This is a genomic window from Candidatus Neomarinimicrobiota bacterium (genome assembly GCA_018647265.1).
GTDB lineage: Bacteria > Fidelibacterota > Marinisomatia > Marinisomatales > TCS55 > TCS55.
Genome location: JABGTK010000090.1, coordinates 1 through 23,300, shown reverse-complemented (window position 1 = coordinate 23,300; position 23,300 = coordinate 1). Strand labels below are relative to the sequence as shown.

General features: G+C 41.7%; 22 protein-coding genes. 21 read left to right on the top strand and 1 reads right to left on the bottom strand.

Going from position 1 to position 23,300, the window contains the following annotated elements:
- From HN459_05315 to ftsZ, 18 genes are all read left to right on the top strand, one after another.
- The coding region (locus HN459_05315) for a T9SS type A sorting domain-containing protein (GenBank protein MBT3478865.1) at positions 1–321 on the top strand (321 nt) is incomplete at its 5' end.
- Positions 318–923, top strand: a complete 606-nt coding sequence (gene maf / locus HN459_05310; protein MBT3478864.1) for a septum formation protein Maf — start codon at positions 318–320, stop codon at positions 921–923. The genes HN459_05315 and maf, both read left to right, overlap by 4 nt.
- Positions 924–985: 62 nt before the next feature.
- The gene (locus HN459_05305) at positions 986–1,822 is read left to right on the top strand and encodes a helix-turn-helix domain-containing protein (GenBank protein ID MBT3478863.1); all 837 of its coding nucleotides are present in this window, start codon (positions 986–988) and stop codon (positions 1,820–1,822) included.
- A 148-nt stretch (positions 1,823–1,970) separates the two neighbouring features.
- Positions 1,971–2,435 (top strand): division/cell wall cluster transcriptional repressor MraZ, encoded by a 465-nt coding sequence (mraZ, locus tag HN459_05300; protein MBT3478862.1) that lies wholly within the window; start codon positions 1,971–1,973, stop codon positions 2,433–2,435.
- Complete coding sequence (rsmH, locus tag HN459_05295; protein ID MBT3478861.1) at positions 2,435–3,334, top strand: 16S rRNA (cytosine(1402)-N(4))-methyltransferase RsmH; 900 nt, start codon at positions 2,435–2,437, stop codon at positions 3,332–3,334. The genes mraZ and rsmH overlap by 1 nt, the downstream gene beginning before the upstream one ends.
- Positions 3,334–3,669: a hypothetical protein gene (locus HN459_05290; protein MBT3478860.1), complete on the top strand. Its 336-nt coding sequence runs from the start codon at positions 3,334–3,336 to the stop codon at positions 3,667–3,669. Before rsmH ends, HN459_05290 begins: the two co-directional genes overlap by 1 nt.
- Positions 3,670–3,764: 95 nt before the next feature.
- Positions 3,765–5,624, top strand: coding sequence for a transpeptidase family protein (locus HN459_05285; protein ID MBT3478859.1), 1,860 nt, complete (start codon positions 3,765–3,767; stop codon positions 5,622–5,624).
- Positions 5,625–7,076 carry a UDP-N-acetylmuramoyl-L-alanyl-D-glutamate--2,6-diaminopimelate ligase gene (locus HN459_05280; protein MBT3478858.1) on the top strand — a complete coding sequence of 484 codons (1,452 nt, stop codon included), beginning with the start codon at positions 5,625–5,627 and terminating at the stop codon, positions 7,074–7,076. It begins immediately after the preceding gene.
- Positions 7,066–8,406 carry a UDP-N-acetylmuramoyl-tripeptide--D-alanyl-D-alanine ligase gene (gene murF / locus HN459_05275; protein MBT3478857.1) on the top strand — a complete coding sequence of 447 codons (1,341 nt, stop codon included), beginning with the start codon at positions 7,066–7,068 and terminating at the stop codon, positions 8,404–8,406. The genes HN459_05280 and murF overlap by 11 nt, the downstream gene beginning before the upstream one ends.
- Complete coding sequence (locus HN459_05270; protein MBT3478856.1) at positions 8,406–9,509, top strand: phospho-N-acetylmuramoyl-pentapeptide-transferase; 1,104 nt, start codon at positions 8,406–8,408, stop codon at positions 9,507–9,509. The genes murF and HN459_05270 overlap by 1 nt, the downstream gene beginning before the upstream one ends.
- Positions 9,509–10,882, top strand: a complete 1,374-nt coding sequence (gene murD / locus HN459_05265) for a UDP-N-acetylmuramoyl-L-alanine--D-glutamate ligase (GenBank protein MBT3478855.1) — start codon at positions 9,509–9,511, stop codon at positions 10,880–10,882. Before HN459_05270 ends, murD begins: the two co-directional genes overlap by 1 nt.
- A gap of 3 nt (positions 10,883–10,885) precedes the next feature.
- Complete coding sequence (locus HN459_05260; GenBank protein ID MBT3478854.1) at positions 10,886–12,055, top strand: cell division protein FtsW; 1,170 nt, start codon at positions 10,886–10,888, stop codon at positions 12,053–12,055.
- Positions 12,012–13,148 (top strand): undecaprenyldiphospho-muramoylpentapeptide beta-N-acetylglucosaminyltransferase, encoded by a 1,137-nt coding sequence (gene murG, locus HN459_05255; GenBank protein MBT3478853.1) that lies wholly within the window; start codon positions 12,012–12,014, stop codon positions 13,146–13,148. The genes HN459_05260 and murG overlap by 44 nt, the downstream gene beginning before the upstream one ends.
- Complete coding sequence (locus HN459_05250) at positions 13,148–14,536, top strand: UDP-N-acetylmuramate--L-alanine ligase (GenBank protein ID MBT3478852.1); 1,389 nt, start codon at positions 13,148–13,150, stop codon at positions 14,534–14,536. Before murG ends, HN459_05250 begins: the two co-directional genes overlap by 1 nt.
- A 10-nt stretch (positions 14,537–14,546) precedes the next feature.
- Positions 14,547–15,455, top strand: coding sequence for a UDP-N-acetylmuramate dehydrogenase (murB, locus tag HN459_05245; GenBank protein ID MBT3478851.1), 909 nt, complete (start codon positions 14,547–14,549; stop codon positions 15,453–15,455).
- A complete protein-coding gene (locus HN459_05240) occupies positions 15,452–16,213 on the top strand; it encodes an FtsQ-type POTRA domain-containing protein (GenBank protein MBT3478850.1) in 762 nt (253 codons plus the stop codon). The genes murB and HN459_05240 overlap by 4 nt, the downstream gene beginning before the upstream one ends.
- Entirely contained in the window at positions 16,210–17,481 is a 1,272-nt protein-coding gene (ftsA, locus tag HN459_05235; GenBank protein MBT3478849.1) for a cell division protein FtsA, read from the top strand. The genes HN459_05240 and ftsA overlap by 4 nt, the downstream gene beginning before the upstream one ends.
- A gap of 51 nt (positions 17,482–17,532) precedes the next feature.
- On the top strand, positions 17,533–18,735 hold the full coding sequence (gene ftsZ / locus HN459_05230) for a cell division protein FtsZ (GenBank protein ID MBT3478848.1): 1,203 nt from the start codon (positions 17,533–17,535) through the stop codon (positions 18,733–18,735).
- A 229-nt stretch (positions 18,736–18,964) separates the two neighbouring features.
- On the opposite strand, the gene rpmB is transcribed toward ftsZ, so the two are convergent.
- Complete coding sequence (rpmB, locus tag HN459_05225; protein MBT3478847.1) at positions 18,965–19,201, bottom strand: 50S ribosomal protein L28; 237 nt, start codon at positions 19,199–19,201, stop codon at positions 18,965–18,967.
- A gap of 108 nt (positions 19,202–19,309) precedes the next feature.
- On the opposite strand from rpmB, the gene dusB reads away from it, so the two are divergent.
- The 3 genes from dusB (at position 19,310) to HN459_05210 (ending at position 23,223) form a co-directional block, all read left to right on the top strand.
- The gene (gene dusB / locus HN459_05220; GenBank protein MBT3478846.1) at positions 19,310–20,269 is read left to right on the top strand and encodes a tRNA dihydrouridine synthase DusB; all 960 of its coding nucleotides are present in this window, start codon (positions 19,310–19,312) and stop codon (positions 20,267–20,269) included.
- Positions 20,270–20,620: 351 nt separating this feature from the next.
- Positions 20,621–22,255, top strand: coding sequence for an L-glutamate gamma-semialdehyde dehydrogenase (gene pruA / locus HN459_05215; GenBank protein ID MBT3478845.1), 1,635 nt, complete (start codon positions 20,621–20,623; stop codon positions 22,253–22,255).
- Positions 22,256–22,281: 26 nt separating this feature from the next.
- Positions 22,282–23,223, top strand: coding sequence for a carbamate kinase (locus tag HN459_05210; protein MBT3478844.1), 942 nt, complete (start codon positions 22,282–22,284; stop codon positions 23,221–23,223).
- The last annotated feature ends 77 nt before the right edge of the window (positions 23,224–23,300 follow it).

Below are 23,300 nucleotides of genomic sequence, written 5' to 3'. Positions count from 1 at the left end.
ATTGACCTAACTTTATTAAAATCGAAAAAGTTAGATTTGCTCCACGTTTTCAACTTTCCAAACCCCTTTGCCCATGAAACGCAATTCACCTTTGAGCTTACTTCTGATGCTAAAATAACAGTGGATATTTATACACTTGAAGGTCGCCGTATCAAGTCAATCCCCCCCGAATATTATTCAATCGGCTACCATCGAATTAATTGGGATGGCAGAGATGAATATGGCGGCATGCTAGCCAATGGTGTATATTTATATAAAATGACTGCCGGTGACGGCTCACAAAAGATAAACCATATTGGGCGTCTGGCTGTGTTTCGATGAACCCATTGAATAATTATCCCATCATTCTTGCTTCGAGTTCACCCCGTAGGAAGCAACTGTTAGAACAAATCGATCTGAAGTTTGAGGTGATTCCCAGCAATGTCCATGAAGATTTTTCTATCGACCTATCGCCACCCGATTTTGTGGAACATTATGCCCGTGAGAAAGCTTCTGATGTTGCAATTAATCATCCGAATCATTATGTTATCGGCGCTGATACTGTGGTGGTTTTTGAATCAGAAATATTGGGTAAACCAAAGGATCGGAATGACAGTTTCCGGATGCTTAAACGACTGTCCGGGAATACCCACCAAGTATATACCGGAGTATCTATTCAACATTTAAAATCAGCCATTAGTGAGACATTTCACGCCATAACTTATGTTGCATTTAACACTTTAACTGATGATGTTATTTATTATTATATTGATACTTATAATCCATTTGATAAAGCGGGAAGCTATGGTATCCAGGATTGGTTCTCTGTTTGCGTAAATCAAATTGATGGCTGCTTTTATAATGTAATGGGGTTTCCTCTTTCAAAATTTTATAATCATTTTTCTAAATTAAATTCTTCGAAAATCACCAACACTTCAAACTAAAATTAATTGTTAGATAAAAAGAGTTTTCGGAAGTTAAACCTGCATGTAACTTTGTCGCCATTATGTCTGAGTTTTATACAGAATTAAAATCAATCCGTGAGAAGCAAGGCATTGACCTTGAAGAAATTCATAACAGGACCAAGATTAACCTCAACTATCTCAACGCCATTGAGAATGGGCGGTTTGATTTACTGCCCCACACCTATATTCGTCTTTTTATTCGAGCCTACGCCAATGAAATCGGCGTTGATCCTGAAAAAATCCTGAATAACCTTGAAAATTTTTTAGGGAATAAATCCGAAAAACCCGCCAAAACTGAACCTCAATTAGAGGAAAATCCTCTGAAGGAATTGAAGTTTCAATTATCCGAAGACGACCAAGCGGCCATGACATCATCTCGATCAGCAAAAAACGTTCGCACTGATATGATAAAGGGGTTTCTTCTAGTGGGTATATTGATCTTTGCCATCTATATAATCCGCGTCATAAATGCAGAAGAAGCAGCCAAAGCACCAGTAGAATATCTCAGCGAATTTCTAGATGAAGGCTCCATTAGCGAACAGGATCTCCAAAACAACTTTGATGTTTTATCCGAATCTGTACAAATCATGGAAGCAAAACAACCGTACCAATTGAAACTGGCCACTGCAGAGCGAGTCTGGTTCCGATCTAAAACAGACACATTAAATTCCATTGAAGAAATATTACCCTCCGGCGATATTCGCATTTATGAATTCGTTCTAACTTTCGATATTCTTTTTAAACATACTCAAGGGTTAAACCTTTACTTGAATGGATCAGTATTAAACTCATTCAATTCGTCATCAAACCCTGTTCGCATATCCCTCTCTGCCGGTGACAAATCCGTCATCATCCAGCACTTCCTCCCGAAGAGCTAACCCCACAAAACTTTAAAGTAACCGTTTATCCAATCCCTACAACTGCCGTGGGGATGGTATAATTTTTTCATAATATATATTGACATAAGTGGGGAACAGGGGATAGATTATGGGTAGTTGTGGGTAATAATCCCTAACGATTTTGGGCATGACGATAAATAAAAATACATTTACTGGCGAATTTTCATATTCATTAGATACCAAAGGGCGCGTCAATATTCCGGCCAAATTCCGGAATGTGCTTACGGCAGACAATGACCAATCCTTTGTAATCACTCGGGGTATGGATTCATGCGTTTGGGTCTATCCTGCTATAGTCTGGCAATCAATTGAAGATGAACTTCGTAAGCTCTCCTCCCTATCTCGAATTAACCGTTCCTTCGTTCGTAGTACGGTCAGATATGCATCATCTGTTCAATATGATAAACAGGGGCGAATTGCCATTACGCCAAATTTGATTGAATATGCCCAGTTGGGGAAAGATGCTCTCATCTTAGGTATGGTAAATAAAATTGAAATTTGGAATCCCAAATTATTGGATTCCGCTGATAAAGAATCGCAAAAAATCGATTCATCTGAATTTGATGAACTGGCAAATCAAATCATTTTATAATGATCGCGCAAGTATCGCAGGAACACTCACTCCCCCATATTCCTGTGATGGTTTCCGAAGTAATGGAATACTTAAACCTGCAGCCCAAGGGCATCTACCTAGATGGTACTGTCGGGGCTGGCGGGCACGCCACACAAATCCTAAACAGGCTCTCCTCCCAAGGGCAGCTGATAGGAATTGACCGGGATGCGGAGGCACTTCAAATATGCGAAAACCTGTTTGGTGCCTCCGCACGTCCCATTTCTGTCCACCAATCTTCTTACCACAAATTCCCTGATATCCTTAACCGTTTGGGGATATCTAAAGTGAATGGTATATTACTAGACTTAGGTCTCTCCTCTATGCAGCTAGATTCTGATTCGCGGGGATTCGCCTTTGAGTCCGAAGGCCAGTTAGATATGCGCTTTAACGGGAATTCAGGAGAAACAGCCGCTGAACTTATTTCTCGTTCTTCCGACAATGAATTGGCTAATATTATTTACCAATTTGGTGAAGAACGACATTCCCGAAGAATTGCCCGATCAATAAAAAATTTTTCGAACCTGTCCACGGTTGCCGACCTAAAGGAAGCCGTCCGCAGGTCTACCCCTCCACAACAAAGACGCAAATCCCTGGCGCGCGTATTCCAAGCCATACGTATCGCGGTAAACGGCGAGTTGGAAAAACTCGCATCATTTCTCGACATTTTTTTTGACCACCTCGCTGTTGGCGGTCGAGTTGTTATCATGTCCTACCATTCACTCGAAGACAGGATGGTTAAACATGCATTTCGATCCTTAAAGCAGGCAGGAGAGCTAAAGGTGCTCACTAAAAAACCAATCACCCCTTCTGAGGATGAACAAGCCGAAAACAGTCGCTCCCGTAGTGCTAAGCTCCGGGCAGCAGAAAGGATCGTTTAATGCATCCTAAAAAACGCAAACGCCGGACAAAGAAAAATCGAGAATTCTTTCAAACGCTCCTTTTCTTTTCAACCACTATCCTTTCTATCGTTGGGCTAATTGTTTATCTATGGGTCTATACCGAAGTGGATGAAACCATGCTGGCCATTGAAATCCAAAACGAAGTTGCCCGCGTGTTGGATAATTCTGTGGTTGAATTAATAATGGATATTGCCCAGCTTTCCCGGGGAGATCGTATATCGCAAGTTGCGCGGACTGAATTGAAAATGGTGCCGGCCCAGCCAGAAACCTTAATGATTGTTATAAACGAAAATATTTTAGCCGGCACAAATTGACTAAGACTTATCTGAAATTCCGCTCGCGGGTTACGGTCCTTTCCTGTTTCCTTATTTTTGCATGGGTGGGACTTTCTGCGCGCCTTTTTCAGATCATGGTCATTGATAGCGAATCCTATCGCGAACAGGGTATTCGGCAAGGTAAAAGGCAGGAGCCCCTTCTGGCGGTCCGTGGAAATATATACGACACCAACAATACGCCTCTCACGCGAAATATTATTCATTATTCCCTAGCTGCCCATCCCACAAAAATTAAGGATAAGGTAAAGTTTGCCAACTTAATTTCAGAATCCACCGGGCGAGAGGCGGATTATTATTTAAAAAAATTGGATTCAAAAGCTGAATTTGTTTACCTGGATCGAAACCTTCGTCGGAAAAAGGTTGAAACAATTTTAGGTCAACGTATACCCGGGTTGGTTGTCGATCGAAAATCAAGACGATCTTATCCCCATACCTATGTCGCGTCTCAGGTGATCGGCTTCACAAATGTGGATGACAAAGGCCTCACGGGAATTGAAAAAGAATATGATAACCATTTGTCTGGAACTCACGGTTGGGTGGTTAAATCGGTAAATGGTAAAGGGCGATCCCAATTCAAAACAAGCTTTCCCATTAAACCGCCGGTTGATGGCTCCAATATTCAATTGACTATCGACCTTGAATATCAAAGTATCCTCCAGGAAGAATTAGCTCGTCGGGTGAAAGAGACAGACGCCAAAGGTGCAATGGGCATTTTAATGGATCCTCAAACCGGCGCCATCCTGGCCATGGCTTCCCTGCCGGACTACAATCCAAACCAGCCTGGGGCCGCCCCTATTGAGAATCAAAAGAACCGCGTAATCACAGATCAATTTGAACCGGGATCAACGTATAAAATTGTTGCTGCCACAGCAGCTGTCGCCACAAGAACTGTTTCACTCTATGATGAATTTTATTGTGAAGACGGCCAATTTTTGGTGGCGGGTAAAATAATTACAGACCATGAAAAATTTGGACTACTTACATTCCCCCAAATTATTGCCCATTCCAGTAATGTAGGAACCATCAAAATTGCCCAGAAGCTTGGCAGGAATCCCCTTTATAAATTTTCTAGAAATTTCGGATTTGGTATAGCTACGGGAATTCGGTTCCCGGGTGAAATCCAAGGGACCCTTCGCAAAACTAAAGATTGGAGCGAAATATCTTTGGCCGAAGTTTCTATCGGCTATGAAGTGGCGGTAACAACGATACAACTCGCATCAGCTTATTCATCCATCGCTAATGGCGGTTTTCTACTTAAGCCCCGATTAGTTAAGCAAATCCTTTCTCAGGACGGTAAAGTCGTTTATACCGAAAAGCCTGAAGTAATTCGCAAAGTTGCTGATCCGGAAATTATGGCTGCAATTAAAGATATGTTAGTTCAGGTCGTTCAAACAGGGACGGGGACGAAAGCCAATATTCAAGGTTGGTCTGTTGCGGGCAAAACGGGTACAGCCCATAAATTCATGGAAGGGTCATATTCTCAAAGCAAATATATATCAAACTTTGCTGGATTCTTCCCAGCAGAGGACCCTCAAGTGGTATGTGTTGTCGTTCTAGATGAGCCACGATATGGCTACCATTGGGGTGGATATGGTGCCGCGCCAGTATTTCGACGAATTGCCCAGCGAATCATCAATATGGATGATTCAATTCAATACCATAAACCTAAATCAAAACCCATTTATGTTGATGCAAATCAATACGATAAATTAGAAATGATACCCATTAATACAGTTGCGGCTTATCCAAAATACCAAGATGGATATACAATCGTTCCTGATGTGCGCGGCATGAGTATTCGTAAAGCCAAACGGGTATTAATCGCCTCTAACATGCGAGCTAATTTTACGGGATCGGGTCATGTGATTTGGCAAAGTCCCACCCCGGGAACAAAAAAGTTGCCCGGGTCTTTATGCACTATGGGCTTGAATTAAATGCAGCTAAGTAAACTTGTAAAAGATATTGCCAGGAATGATGCATCTTTGCCATCCACTAGTGTAAAAAATATTTGCACACATTCCGGGGATGTAACTGATGGAAGTTTGTTCGTCGCCATCTATGGTGCCGAAGTTGATGGCCACGATTTCATTTCTCAGGCTATTGAAAAAGGCGCTTCTGCAGTTATTTCCAACGGCAGGGATATGGGCGAATTATCGGTACCGAATATCAAAGTTGCTAATCCAAGATTAGCGGCCAGTCGCGTGGCTGCCGAATATTATGGCCACCCCACAAAAGAATTAACAGTTATCGGTATTACGGGAACAAATGGCAAAACAACGACAGCTTCCCTTGTTCATGGAATCCTGAAGAAAGCTGGGATTAAAGGTGCTCAATTGGGCACTTTAGGTATAATTGCTGAAGGATACGCTCCTGAAAAAACATTAACGACACCAGACCCAATCAGTTTGCAAAAAATATTTCGGGAATTATTGAACAAAGGATTTACTCATGTTGTAATGGAAGTGTCTTCCCATGCCTTAGACCAGTTGCGGGTCGCTGATGTCGATTTTAATATGGGTGCTTTCACCAACCTCTCCCCCGAGCATTTGGATTACCATAAATCAATGGATGAATATTTCCATGCGAAAGCAAAGCTGTTTCATGCCTTGCCCATTACAGGAACGGCCATTATTAATCATGATGATGCTTTGGGGCTGGCTATGGCAAAAGAATCCCAAGCGCCGGTGGTGAGCATTTCTAAAAATGGTGCCGCCGATATTCATTTTTCAGAATTATCATCAGACTTAAATGGAATCCGAGGAAAGATCATAGCGGGGGAAATTGTAGTCTCAATTTCTTCTTCTCTGATTGGAGATTTCAATGTAGAAAATATTTTATGTGCCGTTAGTATTGCTGTTTCACTCGGGATTGATCCTATTGTAATTCGAGATGGCTTATCTCAATGCACCGCCATCCCCGGAAGAATGGAAGTATTTCAACTGCCGAATGGAGAGTCGGTAATTGTGGATTATGCTCATACACCCGATGCCTATGAAAAAGTTTTACAAACCATCTCGACTATGAAAAAACCAAATGCCAACATATTAGTTTTATTTGGATGCGGCGGTGATCGTGATGCAACAAAACGTCCTGAAATGGGTCGAATTTCCGAAAAATATGCTGATCAATTATTCATTACGCCAGATAACCCCCGGTCAGAAAATTTAGACGATATTAATAACGAAATTGTCAGTGGCCTTTCTGAAGATAAACACCAGTTATTTTATGATCGCAGTATTGCTTTAAAAGAAGCAATGGCAAGTTTAAATCAAAATGACACCCTTGTTGTTTTGGGAAAAGGCCGTGAGAATTACCAAGAAATCGAAGGTGTGAAACATCCTTATTCCGATATTGAAATAATTGAGGAATTCATCCATGCGAATTGATCTACCGAATCCAGAAAATTTCGCAAAAATATTTGAACAAGCTTTGGGTTCACAATTAAAGACTGAAATAAAAGGTATCGTTACTGACAGTAGAGAAGTTCAGCCCGGCGATCTATATATCGCCATCGAAGGTGAACGTGTGGATGGACATGTGTTTCTCAAAAATGTATTTGGAAATGGTGCCGCATGCGCATTGGTCAATAAAATTGATGAAAATGTTGATGGTGTCCAAATCGTTGTTAAGGATCCTGTAAAAGCTATCGCCGATGTTTCCACTGCTTGGCGAGAACAGTTTAGTTTGCCCGTTATTGGCATCACCGGCTCAAATGGTAAAACATCCACAAAAGAATTGTTAAAACATATATTATCCACTCAATTTATTGTTCACGCCACTGAAGGCAATTTTAATACATCCATCGGACTCCCCCTCACTATACTGCAATTAACTGGAGAACATTCAGCGTCTATAGTAGAAATGGGCGCCAATCAACCGGGGGATATTAAGGACCTGTGCGAAATCGCCCGCCCTACCCACGGTGTTATAACCAATATTGCGCCGGCTCACTTAGAAGGATTCGGCACAATCGAAAAAGTCGCTGAAACCAAGAGTGCACTTTTCAAAAGTTTAAAAGATGGCATTTCATTTGTAAATGCCGCTGACCATCACATTGTTGATTTAAATGTTCCCGGCGAATTGGTTTCGTTCGGCCTTACCCCGGACTGTAATTATCCCGCTGATCTTCACCATGAAGAAGACGGCACAATAACATTAACTATTGACGCTGAAGAAATACCTACCCATTCTGTTAATTTATCCTTCGTTAAGAATGTAATTGCCTGTACAGCCATCGCCCGCACCCTTGGATTGGAGTGGAAAGATATCAGGGAAAAAATCGGATCTTTCCAGCCACCAAAAGGCCGCTGCGAGGTGAAAAATAATGGTGAAATAACAATAATTGACGATACATATAATGCCAACCTTGAATCCACCGTAGCGGCTATTGACTACCTCAAGGCTTTTAGTGGAAATGGAAATCGAATCTTTGTATTCGGAGATATGTTTGAATTGGGAGCATCATCTATTGAACAACATCGCAATGTTGGGCAAAAATGTGATGAAGCAAAACTTTACGCTGTTTTTACCGTTGGGAATGAAACAGAAGCCACAGATGCAGCCATAGAATCGACAGAAATACACCGGCATTTTGATAATAAGAATGATCTCCTTGATTCATTAAAAGCCATCATTAATGATGGTGATAAAATTTTGGTTAAGGGGTCCCGAGGTATGCAGATGGAAACTATTGTGGAAGCGATTCTGGAAAACTGATGCTTTACCATCTCCTATATCCGCTCCGTGAAGTTTTCTCCCCATTTAATATTTTTCAGTACATCACATTTCGCAGCGCTAGTGCAGCAATTATGGCATTGCTCATCAGTTTCATCCTCGGACCGGCCATAATTCAAAAACTTCGCCAATATCAAATTGGTGAAGAAATTCGAGAACATGGCCCGGAGAGCCATCACAAGAAAAAAGGCACTCCAACGATGGGGGGGATAATTATCCTCAGCGCAGTTATCCTGCCCACCACCCTCTTGGCAGATTTGACCAACCCCTTTATTCAAATTATCTTGATCTCTACCATTTGGATGGGTTTCATCGGTTTTATTGACGATTACCTCAAAGCAGTTAAAAAAACAAAAAAAGGATTGGTGGCTCGTTATAAATTAGCTGGACAAGTTCTATTGGGTATAATTGTCACATTCTGGATATATAATACACCGGCCTGGGACAATTTCAGAACAGTAACGTCACTCCCCTTCTTTAAAGATTCGGTAATCGATTTTGGTTTGTTATATCCCGCCATGATTATTTTAGTCGTTACAGGAACATCCAATGCGGTAAATCTCACCGATGGGCTGGATGGATTGGCGGCGGGACTTTTGGCAATATCATTCACTGTATTTGCAGCAATTGCCTATATGAGCGGCCGTGTGGATTTTTCGGATTATTTAAATATTATTTATCTCCCCGGCGCAGGAGAATTAACCATATTTACAGCGGCTTGCGTGGGTGCCTGTTTGGGCTATTTATGGTTTAATGCTGCCCCGGCAGAAGTATTTATGGGTGATGTGGGGTCTTTATCAATGGGAGCCGCGCTGGGTACTTTGGCTATTTTACTGAAAAAAGAATTTTTACTGATTATCATCGGAGGCGTTTTCGTGGCAGAAGCGGTATCGGTCATTCTTCAAGTTGGATATTTCCGATATACCAAAAAGAAATATGGTGAACCTCGGAAATTATTTCTCATGGCGCCATTCCATCATCATTTTGAACTCAAAGGCTGGCCAGAATCTCGTGTCGTCATCCGCTTTTGGATCGTTGGGGTTTTATTGGCACTATTAACAATAGCAACATTTAAGATTCGTTAATGAATATCTCGAACAGAAAAAATATTAATATTGAAGAGTCAAAAATCACTGTGATAGGATTTGGCCGCAGTGGTGAAGGGGCCGCCCTTCTAGGCCATTACCTCGGGGCTAATATGTTTATCAGTGATGGAGGGTCAACTGACACAATGGTTGAATCCGGAAAAAAGCTCGAAGCATTCGGTATACAAATTGAAACCGGTGGACATACAGAAAAAATTTATAATACAGATCTTTGGGTGGTTTCCCCGGGGATTGCTCAAGATGCTGAAATCGTACTCAATGCAAAAGCTAAAAGTATTCCTATTGTGAGCGAAATCGAATTCGCTTCATGGTTCACCGATGCCCCTATCATCAGCCTCACTGGTTCCAATGGGAAAACGACTTCTGTCCATTTGTTGAACAAAATGTGCCAAACAGAAAGCCTATCCCCTGCCCTTTCAGGGAATGTGGGTACTGCATTTTCAGAAATCGTTTTGGCAGATCTGAAAGATAAACCAGTGAATCGCATTCATGTGCTAGAAATATCCAGCTTTCAAATGGAGCATATCGTCCATTTCAAACCATTAATTTCTGTATTTCTTAATATTACTCCAGACCATTTGGATCGTTATGCCAATATGGATGATTACATCCAAGCCAAACTGAGCATGATCAAAAATCAAAATGGGACAGATCATATTATTTACAATTTTGATGATCCAATTTTAAAAACAAAATTTGACGGCGCTTTACCCCAAACCCATGGATTCAGTATCCTTGGGAATGGAGAAACTGTTTTTACCATGAACGCCACAAAAATCTACGATGAAAAGCACGCCACGCTAATTCAACTAGATCAACTCGCTCTTCCCGGACAACATAACCTGGCGAATGCCCTTGCCGCTGCAACTGCAGCGAAGTTCATGGACGTTCCCAATTTACGGATTGCCCAAGTCATGTCTTCCTTTATGGGAGTAGAACACAGACTCGAAAGAGTTTTGGATATCAATGGGGTAACCTATTACAACGACTCTAAAGCCACGAATGTGGATGCAGTCAAGGTTGCCTTGGATAGTTTCGACTCCTCCATCCACCTCATCCTAGGTGGAAAAGACAAAGGTGGGGAATTCTCTCAACTCCTTCCACATGCCCAAAACAAAGTGAAGGAAATTGTCGCCTACGGTCAGGCGGGTGAAAAAATCTCAACGGCACTCAGGGATGCGGTAAAGCTGGAACAGGTTTCCAGTTTAAGAGATGCCGTTGAGATTTGTCATCAGCGCGCAGTCCCCGGAGATATCATATTGCTTTCTCCGGGATGCGCCAGTTTTGATCAATTCACCAATTTTGAAGAGCGGGGAGACGTATTCAAATCCTTAGTGAAAGACTTGGTTTAAGATATGAGACAAATTGATATAATTACCAAAAAGTATGACCAGGTTTTAATGGTGCTTGTTCTAATTCTTTGTGTCATGGGGACGGTTATGCTTTACAGTGCAAGTTCTTCCCTATCTCTCAATCAAACAGGGAACGTCACGGATACATTGTTTCTTCGTTCTCATTTAAAGCGCATGATCGTGGGAATGTTCATCATGTTTTTCTTTATTATGATGGATTACCGCAAACTCAAATCGATCGCACCCTACCTCATGATTGGATCGATCGTATTATTGCTGGCCACCAAGTTAATGTATGTTATTAAGGGAATCAGTTTCCCGGCACGCTGGTTGGATTTGGGCTTTGTCACCGTTCAGACTTCAGATATCGCCCGCTTTTCACTCATTGTTTACCTTGCTTATTACATTGATAAAAAACGAGAAAAGCTTAAGGATTTTTATTCCGGATTTTTCCCACCAATCGTACTCATGGCAGCCATCTTAATGACAATTGTGATTCAACCTGATTTTAGTACCGCAGCCGTGATAGGTTTTATTGGATTTGCTATGTTATTTATTGGTGGCGCACGTATTCCCCATATAATGGCTACCAGCGCAGTGGCAATTGTGGTCATGATTCCCGTAATGCTCATGCGTTCTTATAGAATGAAACGAGTCATTTACTGGCTTGGATCTGTTTTTGGTATGGGGTCCGCTAATCAGGAAGTTGTTGGATATCAGGCGCAGCAATCATTGATAAGTTTAGGCAATGGCGGTTTCTGGGGTTTGGGTTTAGGAAATAGTATGGAAAAAAACCTGTTCCTCCCAACGCCCCACACTGATTTTATTTATGCAATAATAGGGGAAGAGTTAGGCTTTTTGGGTGCAATCTTTATTATTACACTTTTTCTTTTCATTTTTCAGCGAGGCATAAAGATTGCCAAGGAGACAACCGACCCATTCGGCGTTATGCTATCCATGGGTATTTCTTTTAGTATTATAATTTATGCTTTTATCAATGTTGCCGTGGTCACGGGGATATTTCCTGTAACCGGCTTGCCCATGCCATTGGTCAGCCATGGTGGTAGCAGTCTTGTCATGAATTTGGCTTGTTTTGGTATTCTTATCAATATTAGCCAGGCAAAACGCAGTGTCAGCCACAGATCAGATTGGAGGCCGAAATTCAATGGCTAGTTCAATGAGCATTATCATTTCCGGGGGAGGGACTGGTGGGCACCTCTTCCCAGCGCTTGCCATTGGTGACGAAATCATGCGCCGCCAGCCTGACGCCAATATCCACTATATAGGCTCCAAGTTTGGAATTGAAAAAGACGTTCTACCGGTAAAGAATGTAAATCATTCGCTTTTGCCAATTAGGGGTTTGCAACGCAGTTTAAACTTAGATGGTATTGGCAAAAACATTCTTCTTCCTGTAAGACTGATATCATCTATAGCAAAAATTAAAAAAATATTTCGAGCCATTAATCCTGGTATGATTATTGCCACCGGCGGTTATGCAAGCGCACTTCCACTAAGGGAAGGAATCTTGAAATCTGTACCAACATTAATCCAAGAACAGAATTCTTTCCCTGGCGTCACAACACGATGGTTCGCGGATAAGGCCCAAGAAGTGTGTATCGCATTTGAAGAAGCACAATTATATGTAAAAAAAAAGTGCATTTTGACCGGCAATCCAGTGCGAAAAGAAATTAATATGGGAAATAAAGAGATTGGATTGCGTCAATTTGGATTTGATTCAAATAAAAAAACATTATTCTTATTTGGAGGTAGCCAAGGATCCCGCGCGTTAAATGAGACCATGGATAAAATGATTTCAACACTATCTATTTCAAATATTCAAGTTATCTGGCAAACGGGGAAAAGTCAATTTTCAAAATACAGTCATCATGAAAATGACAGTTGTAAAGTACTGCCGTTCATTGATGATATGGCAAATGCCTACGCCGCCTGTGATTTGGTCATGAGCAGGTCCGGCGCTATCACTTGCTCAGAATTAACCGTCTGCGGGAAGCCATCTATTTTGATTCCTCTCCCCTCTGCAGCGGCGGATCACCAAACAAAGAATGCCGACGCATTAGCCAAACACGGTGCTGCAACTATAATTGCCGAAAAAGATTTAATCCCCGAAAAATTGGCTTCACTTATTCAAGGACTATTTGATAGTGAAAGCCAATTAAAGGTCATGGGAAATGAAAGTTTGAAATTGGGTAAACCAAACGCCACTTCCGAAATTGTGGATCATGCATTGGCGTTAATTCAATCATGATGTTTCGAAAAGTGAATAAAGTTCATTTTGTTGGGATTGGCGGAATTGGCATGAGCGGTATTGCTGAATTACTCATGAATCTTGGATTTACCGTAAGCGGTTCAGATTTGAATGATTCCGAGATTATCAGGAATTTAAAAACCCATGGTGCCACCATTTTTGAAGGGCATGAAGCAAAAAATGTAAAAGACTGCGAAGTATTGGTCTACTCTAGTGCAGTGCCAAAGGATAATTCTGAATTGATCGCCGCCCATGAAAATAATATTCCTATAATTAAACGTGCAGAAATGCTGGGTGAATTAATCGCATTAAAACAAACCAGCATCGGTGTGGGCGGGACTCATGGGAAAACCTCAACTTCATCTATGGTGGGTGCATTACTATCTCATGCTGATTTGGATCCCACAATGGTTGTGGGTGGATTGGTACAGAATATTAATACCAATTCACAATTGGGATCCGGTGATCTTATTGTGGTTGAAGCAGATGAGTATGACAAAAGTTTCCTCCAGCTAAAACCCACCATCGCCGTTATTACAAATATTGAGCGGGAACACATGGATTGCTATGATGATATGGATGATCTATTTAATTCATTCGCCAATTTCGCCAATTCTGTCCCCTTTTATGGCGCTCTTGTGGCGTGCCTTGATTCGCCCGGCGTTCAGTATATAATTCCTCAGGTAAAGCGTCCCGTGATTACTTATGGCCTTTCTTCCCAAGCTGAAATCAGCGCAAAAAATATTCGACCCAATGAAATGGTTACAACATTCACCCTATATCAAAATAATAAAAATTGTGGCGATGTAACGCTTCATGTTCCGGGAAAGCATAATGTATTGAATTCCTTAGCGGCAGCCGCAATCGGATTTGAAATGGGATTAGATGCGAAAGCAATTATTGCAGGGATTGGCAGTTATGGTGGCGTCCGCCGCCGGTTTGAAATTAAAGGTGTGGCTAACGATGTGATGGTTGTGGACGACTATGCTCACCATCCAACGGAAGTTTCTGCCACCCTTCAAGCAGCCAGAGATGGTTGGGATCGCAGGATAATTGCCGTATTTCAACCCCATCTATTCACACGCACTGAATCATTTTACAAAGAATTTGCTGCTGCTTTTATGGATAGTGATATTCTTATTGTAACAGATATTTATCCTGCCCGGGAAAAACCCATAAAAGGCGTGACGGGTAAACTGGTATTTGATGCCGCCCGCTCTGCCGGCCATAAACAAGCTCATTATATTCCTGAGTTGGATGACCTTCAAGATGCCTTAGATAATATTGTCCAAGAAAATGATTTGGTCATCACCATTGGCGCTGGAACAATTTGGCGCTATGGCCAATCTTATTTTGATCATTTAAATAGTAAAGAAGTGGCTGCCTGAGGTGGATCCCATGGAAACATTGAATACAATGACAAAAGGCACATACCTGAAAGATGAATTAATGTCAAAACATACCTCCTATGGTATCGGCGGCCCGGCAAGAGCTTATGTTACACCAAAGGATAAAGCCGACTTGGCAGAGATGCTTCAGTTTGCAAAGGCTCATGACATTCCTACATATTTCGTAGGTTCTGGTTCAAATTTACTAGTGGCTGATGAAGGAATTGACGGCTTGGTAATTACATTGGGGAAATCATTTAATCACCTTGAAATCAATGGTGCAAATATTTTAGCGGAATCCGGTGTAATGTTAGGTAAAATGGTTAAGGAATGCATAAGCCGCCACCTTTCGGGAGTAGAAAGTTTAATTGGCGTCCCTGGAACATTGGGCGGTGCATTGGTCATGAATGCTGGCGCGTTCGGTGGTGAAATTTCAAACTACCTGAAACATGTTAATGTGATGACTATGGCGGGTAATGAAATGCAGTATCAACCCGGAGACATTTCTTTCAGCTACCGACACTCGACCTTCCCTACTGACGAGATTGTTGTCAGCGCAGAATTTGAACTGATTCAAAGCGATGAAAAAACAGTTATGGAAAAACGATCCGTGGCAAGTGGCGGACGGAAAGCATCTCAACCGCTGAAATTTCGTTCTGCTGGTAGTGTATTCAAAAATCCATCTGAGGGTGCAGCGGGATACTTTATTGATAAAGCAGGACTAAAAGGAATAAAAATTGGTGATGCTGAAATTTCTCCGATTCATGCCAACTTTTTTGTAAACCATGGTAAAGCTAAAGCAAAGGATATTGTTAAACTTATTCGTTTAGCTAGGGAAACTGTCCAGGGCAAATTTGGTATCATGTTGGATTTAGAGGTAAAAACTTTGGGATTTAAAATGGGGACATTTGACGTATGAGCAAAAAGAAAAAACAAAATATTTCTATGAGGCAGATCATTGGCGCCGGTCTAACTCTTTTATTTCTCCTGACATTTTTGGGTGCCGCTAAATGGGCCAACTATCGGCAATCATTTGATATGAACAAAATTCGCATTAGTGGCTATGAAATTTTAGAAAAAGCAGATTACCAAAAGATTATTGATAAATTTAATATTCAATCAATTCATGATGCGGATTTGGGAGAGATTGCTGAATCAATTGAGACTAATCCATTCGTGAAGGCGGCAAGAGTCAGTCGCCACTATCCCAATCAATTGAGAATAAATATTGTAGAACGGCAGCCTTTGGCCATACTGAATTTGGAATCATTATTAATGATCGATGATGAAGGTGTTGTTCTCCCGGATCATGCGTACAGCCATAGTGCCCTTATACCAATTTTATCCGGATTTAACTCGGCTAAAGATCTCTATCCAGAAGGAGAAAAAACCTATTCAATCAAAGTGAAAGAAGCTGTCAATATTCTAACTAAGATTTCCAATGGGTATCCCAAACTATATGAAAATATTTCTGAATTAACTTTAAACAAGGATGATGAATATGTCCTTATTCTAGCGGATCGACCCACACGAGTCATTCTTGGGAAAAAGGATATTTTACTCAAATTAAATATATTGAAAAATTTTGATAATGCTTTAGGACAACGCCAGTTAACCGACTACAGGTTGCTGGATATGCGGTATAAGAAACAGCTGGTAGCCCGAGAGTGGACATGATTCGCTCCAATCGAAACCAGGAGAAATACATACAGACCGGTTTAGACGTCGGTTCCAATAAAATCTGTTGCGCTATAACTGAGGTGGATCCCAATTCAGATAGTATAAAATTATTGGGTGTAGGTATTTCTCCCGCTACTGGAATTAAAAAAGGATCAATCACCCATCGAGATCAACTCATAGAAGAGATGGATCATGCGCTTCAGGAAGCCCAAACAATGGCTGATATTAATGTGCAAAAACTGTCCCTTGGAATTTCCGGGGATCACATCCGGGGAATCAATACACAAGGTGCCATTGCGATTGGAAATAACGGCAATTCAAATGTGTCTATACAGCATGATATTACAGCGGCAGACGTCCATCGGGTCTTGGACTTGGCAAAAGCTATATCCCTCCCGGTTGATCGTGATATTCTTCATGTGCTTCCTCAGGAATACGTCATCGATACCATGGATTCTATTAAAGACCCGGTTGGATTGACGGGAAGACGCTTGGAAGCCCGTGTCCATTTAATCACAGTTGCAACCACCGCTGCCACAAACTTAGCTAGTTGTGCGGAAGAATTAGGAGTGGCAGTTGATGGAATCGTTTATCAAGGGCTGGCTTCAAGCATCGCCACATTGGTGGAGGATGAAAAAAATCTCGGTGTAGTTTGCGTAGATATAGGTGCCACTACTACGGATATCGTGGTTTACCATGAAGGTGGCATTCGCCACACAGCTACCTTAGGTATTGGCGCTGCAAGCATTACAAATGATATTGCTGTAATGCTTCAAGTGGGAATTGATGAAGCAGAAAATATAAAAAAGACTTATGGTTCTGCAAAAGCATCAATGTCATCTCCTGCCCTGGACTTTGAACTGCCGGCACAAAATGGACAAATAAAACGCAAAGTTTCTGAACATGAATTATCCCGATATGTGGAAGCACGAATGGTTGAAATCCTACAATTGACTATGCGCGAAGTATCCCGCGCTGATATAAAAGATAAATTGACATATGGCATGGTTCTTACTGGTGGCGGCTCAGAATTAAAAAACCTCGTTGGACTCGCCCAAGAAACCATCAATATGCCTGTTCGCATAGGAAAGCCTAATAATATTAGCGGTGCAGTGGATATTGCCAGCAGTCCGATCTACGCGAGTGCTATTGGCTTGGCACAATGGAAAATCTTTGGCGATGACCTTTCCCTCATCCAAAAAACAGGTACCTCAATCAAAGGTGCATTCGACAAATTGAAAGAATTAGTAAAAGATTTTTTTTAATGAAAAAAATAATAAATCACATACCAAGAAACGAAGAAAAGGAGAATCACTATGCTATTTGAATTCAATAGTCTAGCTGAACAAAAAGCAAACCTCAAACTTATCGGCGTAGGTGGTGCCGGCGGAAATGCAGTTAATCGCATGATCCAAGCCGGAATGACCGGTGTCGATTTTATTGTTATTAATACAGATGCCCAAGATCTAGATAATAATGGTGCTGAAAATAAAATACAGATTGGAAAAAATCTTACCAAAGGATTAGGTGCTGGCGCCCGTTCAGAAATTGGTAAAGATGCCATGGAGGCTGACCAAGAAGTTATGAAATCCATGTTAGAAGGAGCGGACATGGTTTTTATCACAGCCGGTATGGGCGGTGGTACCGGAACAGGCGCTGCGCCTGTGGTAGCACAACTCGCCCGAGAAATGGGAATTCTGACTGTAGGAATTGTAACAGTTCCTTTCAATTTTGAAGGACCAAAACGGATGAATCGTGGGTTGGCCGGTGTAACTGAATTGCGAAAAGCTTGTGATACAGTTATTACTATTCCAAATCAAAAACTCATGTCTATTGTAGATAAGAGTACAACGGTTGTGGAAGCATTTAAATTGGCGGATTCCATTCTTCATCATGCATCCAAAGGAATATCTGATCTAATCAATGTTCATGGATTAATCAACCTTGATTTTGCCGATGTTGAAACAGTCATGAAAAACATGGGTGAAGCTGTCATGGGGACTGGAACAGCTAATGGAGAAGAACGAGCCGTATTGGCCGCACAACAAGCTATTTCGAGTCCACTGCTGGATAGTGCTTCTATCTCCGGCGCCCAAGGTGTATTGGTGAATATTACCGGCAGTCCTGAAATGACACTTATGGAAGTGGACGAAGCAACTTCAATTATTTTTGAAGAAGCGGGCAAGGATGCCAATATCATTTTTGGCGCAGTAATAGATCCAACTCTGAGTGATTCCATCGAAGTAACAGTAATTGCCACGGGGTTTAACCGTAAACTTGTGGTTGATGATTTACGAAGTAACCATAACGAACATAAAGAAGTGACACCTACTCAAACTAGAATCCTTGCGGAAAAAGAAAATGTACCATTACATCAGCAATCTTATCAGGAAGAGTTAATCCCAAAAGAACCTGAGATTGAAAAACCAAAAGCAACCATGTTTTTTGATGACACAAATCCACCCATTTACGGGAATGATTTGGAAGTACCCGCATTCATTAGACGACAGCATGAATAAAAACATATCTAGCGACTAATCGTCTAGTTCTTGTTTTCTTGGTAGGCGAGGCACATCCTTGCTATGAAGATCCTCCTGTTAACCGCGGGAGGATCTTTTTTTTTGGAGTAAAGACGCATCACAATACGTACTTATAATTGCTCATTTGGTTGTCAAAAAACAAAAAACCCCCGCCAAAAGACGAGGGTTTTTTAACCAAAGGAGGATCTATTGATCGTATAATATAAAGTTAAACTTTTTTCTTGTCAGCTTTCATTCTATTCAAAACTTTACGAATACCTATCTTATCAATAAGCCGTAAGCCCTGTGTGGAAACATTGAGGGTAATCCAGCGGTTTTCATCCGCTAACCAAAATCTTTTTTTCTGCAGGTTAATATCAAACCGACGACGGGTTTTGTTGTGGGCATGGCTCACATTGTTCCCGAACATGGGTTTTCTTCCTGTTACGTCACAAACTCTACTCATAATTCCTCAAACTGCTATTTTATTGTCTAATAAAGCCAGCAAATATATTGCTTTTAAATTCCGCTTGAAAGAATTATTTAACACGTTTTGAATTCATTAAATTGATTCATGCAAATCGGCAACCTAAATATAGAGACACCCATCCTCTTGGCCCCAATGGCAGGGGTGACGGACTACCCCTTTCGCGTTTTATGTAAAGAGCAAGGCGCCGGAGTCGTTTATTCTGAATTTGTTTCTGCCCATGGCATAATCAGAGAAAATGCCAAAACATGGCAAATGATTAAATTCACAGTTTTTGAACGACCAATCGGCATCCAAATTTTTGGAGATTCCCCAGAGGTTATGAGCCGTGCTGCTCGTATGATTGTTGATAAATTTTCTCCCGACATACTGGACATCAACTATGGCTGCCCCGTGCCGAAAATAACCAAGCGAGGTGCTGGTTCTGCAGCATTAAGGGACTTATGTTTAATGGATGATATAACTTCAGCCGTTGTGGAATCGGTTCCTGAAGTGCCCGTAACAGTAAAAATGCGCGCGGGCTGGGATTCCAGTTCAATTGTCGTGCCAGAAGTAGGACCTAGACTAGAAAAAATCGGCGTCAAAGCTATTGCTCTTCATCCACGAACTACCAAACAAAGCTATAGCGGTTCTGCGGACTGGACATTAATCAAAGCACTGAAAGAATCTACATCCTTGCCCGTTATTGGTAATGGAGATATTAAAACGCCCGACCATATAATGAAAATGTTTGATGAAACTGGGTGTGATGGGGTAATGGTAGGGCGTAGTGCGTTAGGGAATCCATGGTTTTTTAGGGACGCGGTTGCATTATATAAAGGACAACCAATTCCAGATCAACCGTCGATTTATGATAAAGTCGCCTGTTGCAAAAGACACCTTAATCATATGATTGATTGGCATGGTGAACGGGTTGGCATCAACCTTATGCGAAAACATTTCGGGTGGTATATCCGCGGATTTGATGGGGCCAGTCCTATGCGAAAAGCGCTCGTTTCTGCCTCTGAAAAAGAAGATATGGTTTCGATTTTAGATTCGATTTCTTAATACATCTCTTTTGAATTCCAATCTCTCTGAATAGGACGTTGCGTCCTGTTCAAGTTCAATAAATATTGTGTGGGTTGACCTAGGTATCAACCCGAATAAAAAAAAGGGCGGACAGGCGCACTCATCATTTCAAACCTCCATTAATCCATCACTCCTTTTGTCATTGCGAAACCCGCATTTTGTGGGTCGCGGCAATCCTCTACTTGACCATACGGGATTGCTTCGCTGTTCTGCCTGAGGCGAAACCTCTCGCAATGACAATACTACTTCCATCACTTGAATCCTCCCTTTTTAACCAATAAATTCCCAAGCTTTTTTTGACCTTAAAATTCTTAATTAACTGAGGCCTTAATGCAAAACGCTAAAGCTATCGTTCCCAAACCTGTTAATGAACCGATTTTATCCTATGCCCCTGGAACTCCGGAGAGGGCTGCCCTGAAAGCGCGCATCCAAGATTTAAAATCCCAGCAGATTGAAGTACCCCTTATTATTGGTGGACAAGAAATCAAAACGGGTAATATGGGTGAAATGCGCATTCCCCATGACCATAATCATGTTCTCGGTCATTACCACATGGCGGGGAAAAAAGAAGTGCAAATGGCTATTGATGCAGCCATGGATGCATGGAAAACTTGGTCCAAGATGCCATGGGAATCTCGTGCGGCAATCTTTAAGAAAATGGCCACCATCCTCCAGCGCCATAATGATCAAACAATTAACGCAGCGACTATGCTCGGCCAAAGTAAAAATGCTTTCCAGGCGGAGGTTGATGCCTCTTGCGAAATGATCGACTTTTTGAACTTTAACTGTTGGTATGCTCAGGATCTTTATAGCCAACAGCCCACCTATTCTCCCGATGGTATGTGGAACCGGCTAGAACACCGACCTTTAGAAGGCTTCATTTTTGCGGTCACACCATTTAACTTTACTTCCATCGCCGGAAACCTCCCCGCAGCACCGGCCCTTATGGGAAATGTTGCCTTGTGGAAACCGGCCTCAAGCGCAGTGTATAGCGCCCACTTTATGATGAAATTATTTAAAGAAGCAGGTGTTCCCGATGGTGTTATCAATTTCATTCCCGGCTCCGGTAGAGAAGTTGGCCCTAATGTTATGAGTGACCCAAATTTGGCGGGCGTCCATTTCACCGGTTCTACAGCAGTATTTCAAGGTATGTGGAAAACAGTTGGTGAAAATATTGCCAATTATAAATCATACCCACGAATTGTTGGTGAAACCGGCGGAAAAGATTTTTGTATCGCCCATGAATCATCCGATGTGGATGCACTGGCAACGGCTATGGTTCGGGGTGCCTTTGAATATCAAGGGCAAAAATGTTCGGCTCTCTCTCGTGCTTATATCCCAACAACCATTTGGCCTGAACTGAAAAAGAAATATGTGAAACAGGTGAATGAAATCAAAATGGGTGATCCGGAAAATTTCTCAAACTTCATGAATGCGGTGATTGACAAATCAGCTTTTGATTCAATTTCAGATTTCATTAAGGGTGCCAATGAAGCAGCCGATGCTGAAATAATCACAGGGGGTAATTGCGATGATTCCGTTGGTTATTTCATTGAACCGACAACGATTTTAACAGACAATCCAAAATTCACCACCATGTGCGAAGAAATCTTTGGACCTGTTCTTACCATTTATCTCTATAATCCCAAAGATTGGGAAGCCACCCTAAAACTAGTAGATACCACCTCACCTTACGCTTTAACGGGCTGTGTGTGGGGACAAGATCGTGAAGCGGTAAATGATGCAACAGAAAAACTAACACACGCCGCAGGGAATTTCTATATCAATGATAAACCCACCGGTGCTGTTGTTGGTCAACAGCCATTTGGGGGCAGCCGCGCTTCCGGAACAAACGACAAAGCAGGATCCATATTCAATTTGATTCGCTGGATATCCATGCGGACAATTAAAGAAACCTTCGATCCACCAAAGAATTTTCGATATCCATTTATGGGTGAAGAATAAAATCCACACAATCATTTAAACTATCTATGGAAAAATCTGTTATAATTGCATTGGGGGGCAATGCCCTCTCTCCCAAAGGTGAAGCGGGTACAATTCACCAGCAATTCGCCCATACGCGGGAAAGTCTTGATGCCATTATGCATTTTGTCACATTGGGATACAACATTTGTCTCACTCACGGAAACGGCCCCCAGGTGGGGGATGAATTATTTCGCATGGAATTGACCCATAGCGATGTGCCGCCTCTACCCTTGGGCATTTGTGTCGCAGAAACCCAAGGTTCCATTGGATACATGATTCAACAGTCCCTGCAAAATTCGTTGAAATTGGAAGAAATTGATCGCGAAGTGGTTACACTGATAACCCAAACAATCGTGGATGCGAATGATCCATCCATCAAAAATCCATCAAAATATATCGGTCAGCGATTCCCAAAAGAAGAAGCTAATAAAATGGTTGAAAAATTTGGCTGGACAGTTAAAGAACAAAATCCAGGTGAATGGCGTCAAGTGGTTCCCAGTCCACTACCCCAATATATTGAGCATGGTAAATCGATCCAAACATTGGTGGATAATGGCATTATTGTTATTGCATCCGGTGGAGGTGGTATCCCCGCTTATTTGGATAAAAATGGGAATATCGAAGGTCTCGATGCTGTGGTGGATAAAGACCTATCCGCAGCCTTGTTGGGGCGTGTCATCAAAGCGAATGAACTTTGGATTATTACAGATGTAGATAAAGTATGTTTAAATTTCGGCACGAATGAGGAACAACAATTGACCGAAATAACAGCATCTGAAGCAAAAACTTATAATGAAGAAGGCCATTTCCAGGCCGGCAGTATGGGACCAAAAATTCAAGCTGCTTTATATTTCCTGAAACATCATGGAGATAAAGTGGTTATCACCTCAATCGAAGGTGTGAAAGAAGCAATTAACGGAAATAACGGAACAATAGTTAGGAACTAATCCATGAAAATTCATGAATACCAGGGGAAGGATATTTTTAAATCATACGGCATTCCAATCCAAGATGGCTACGTGAT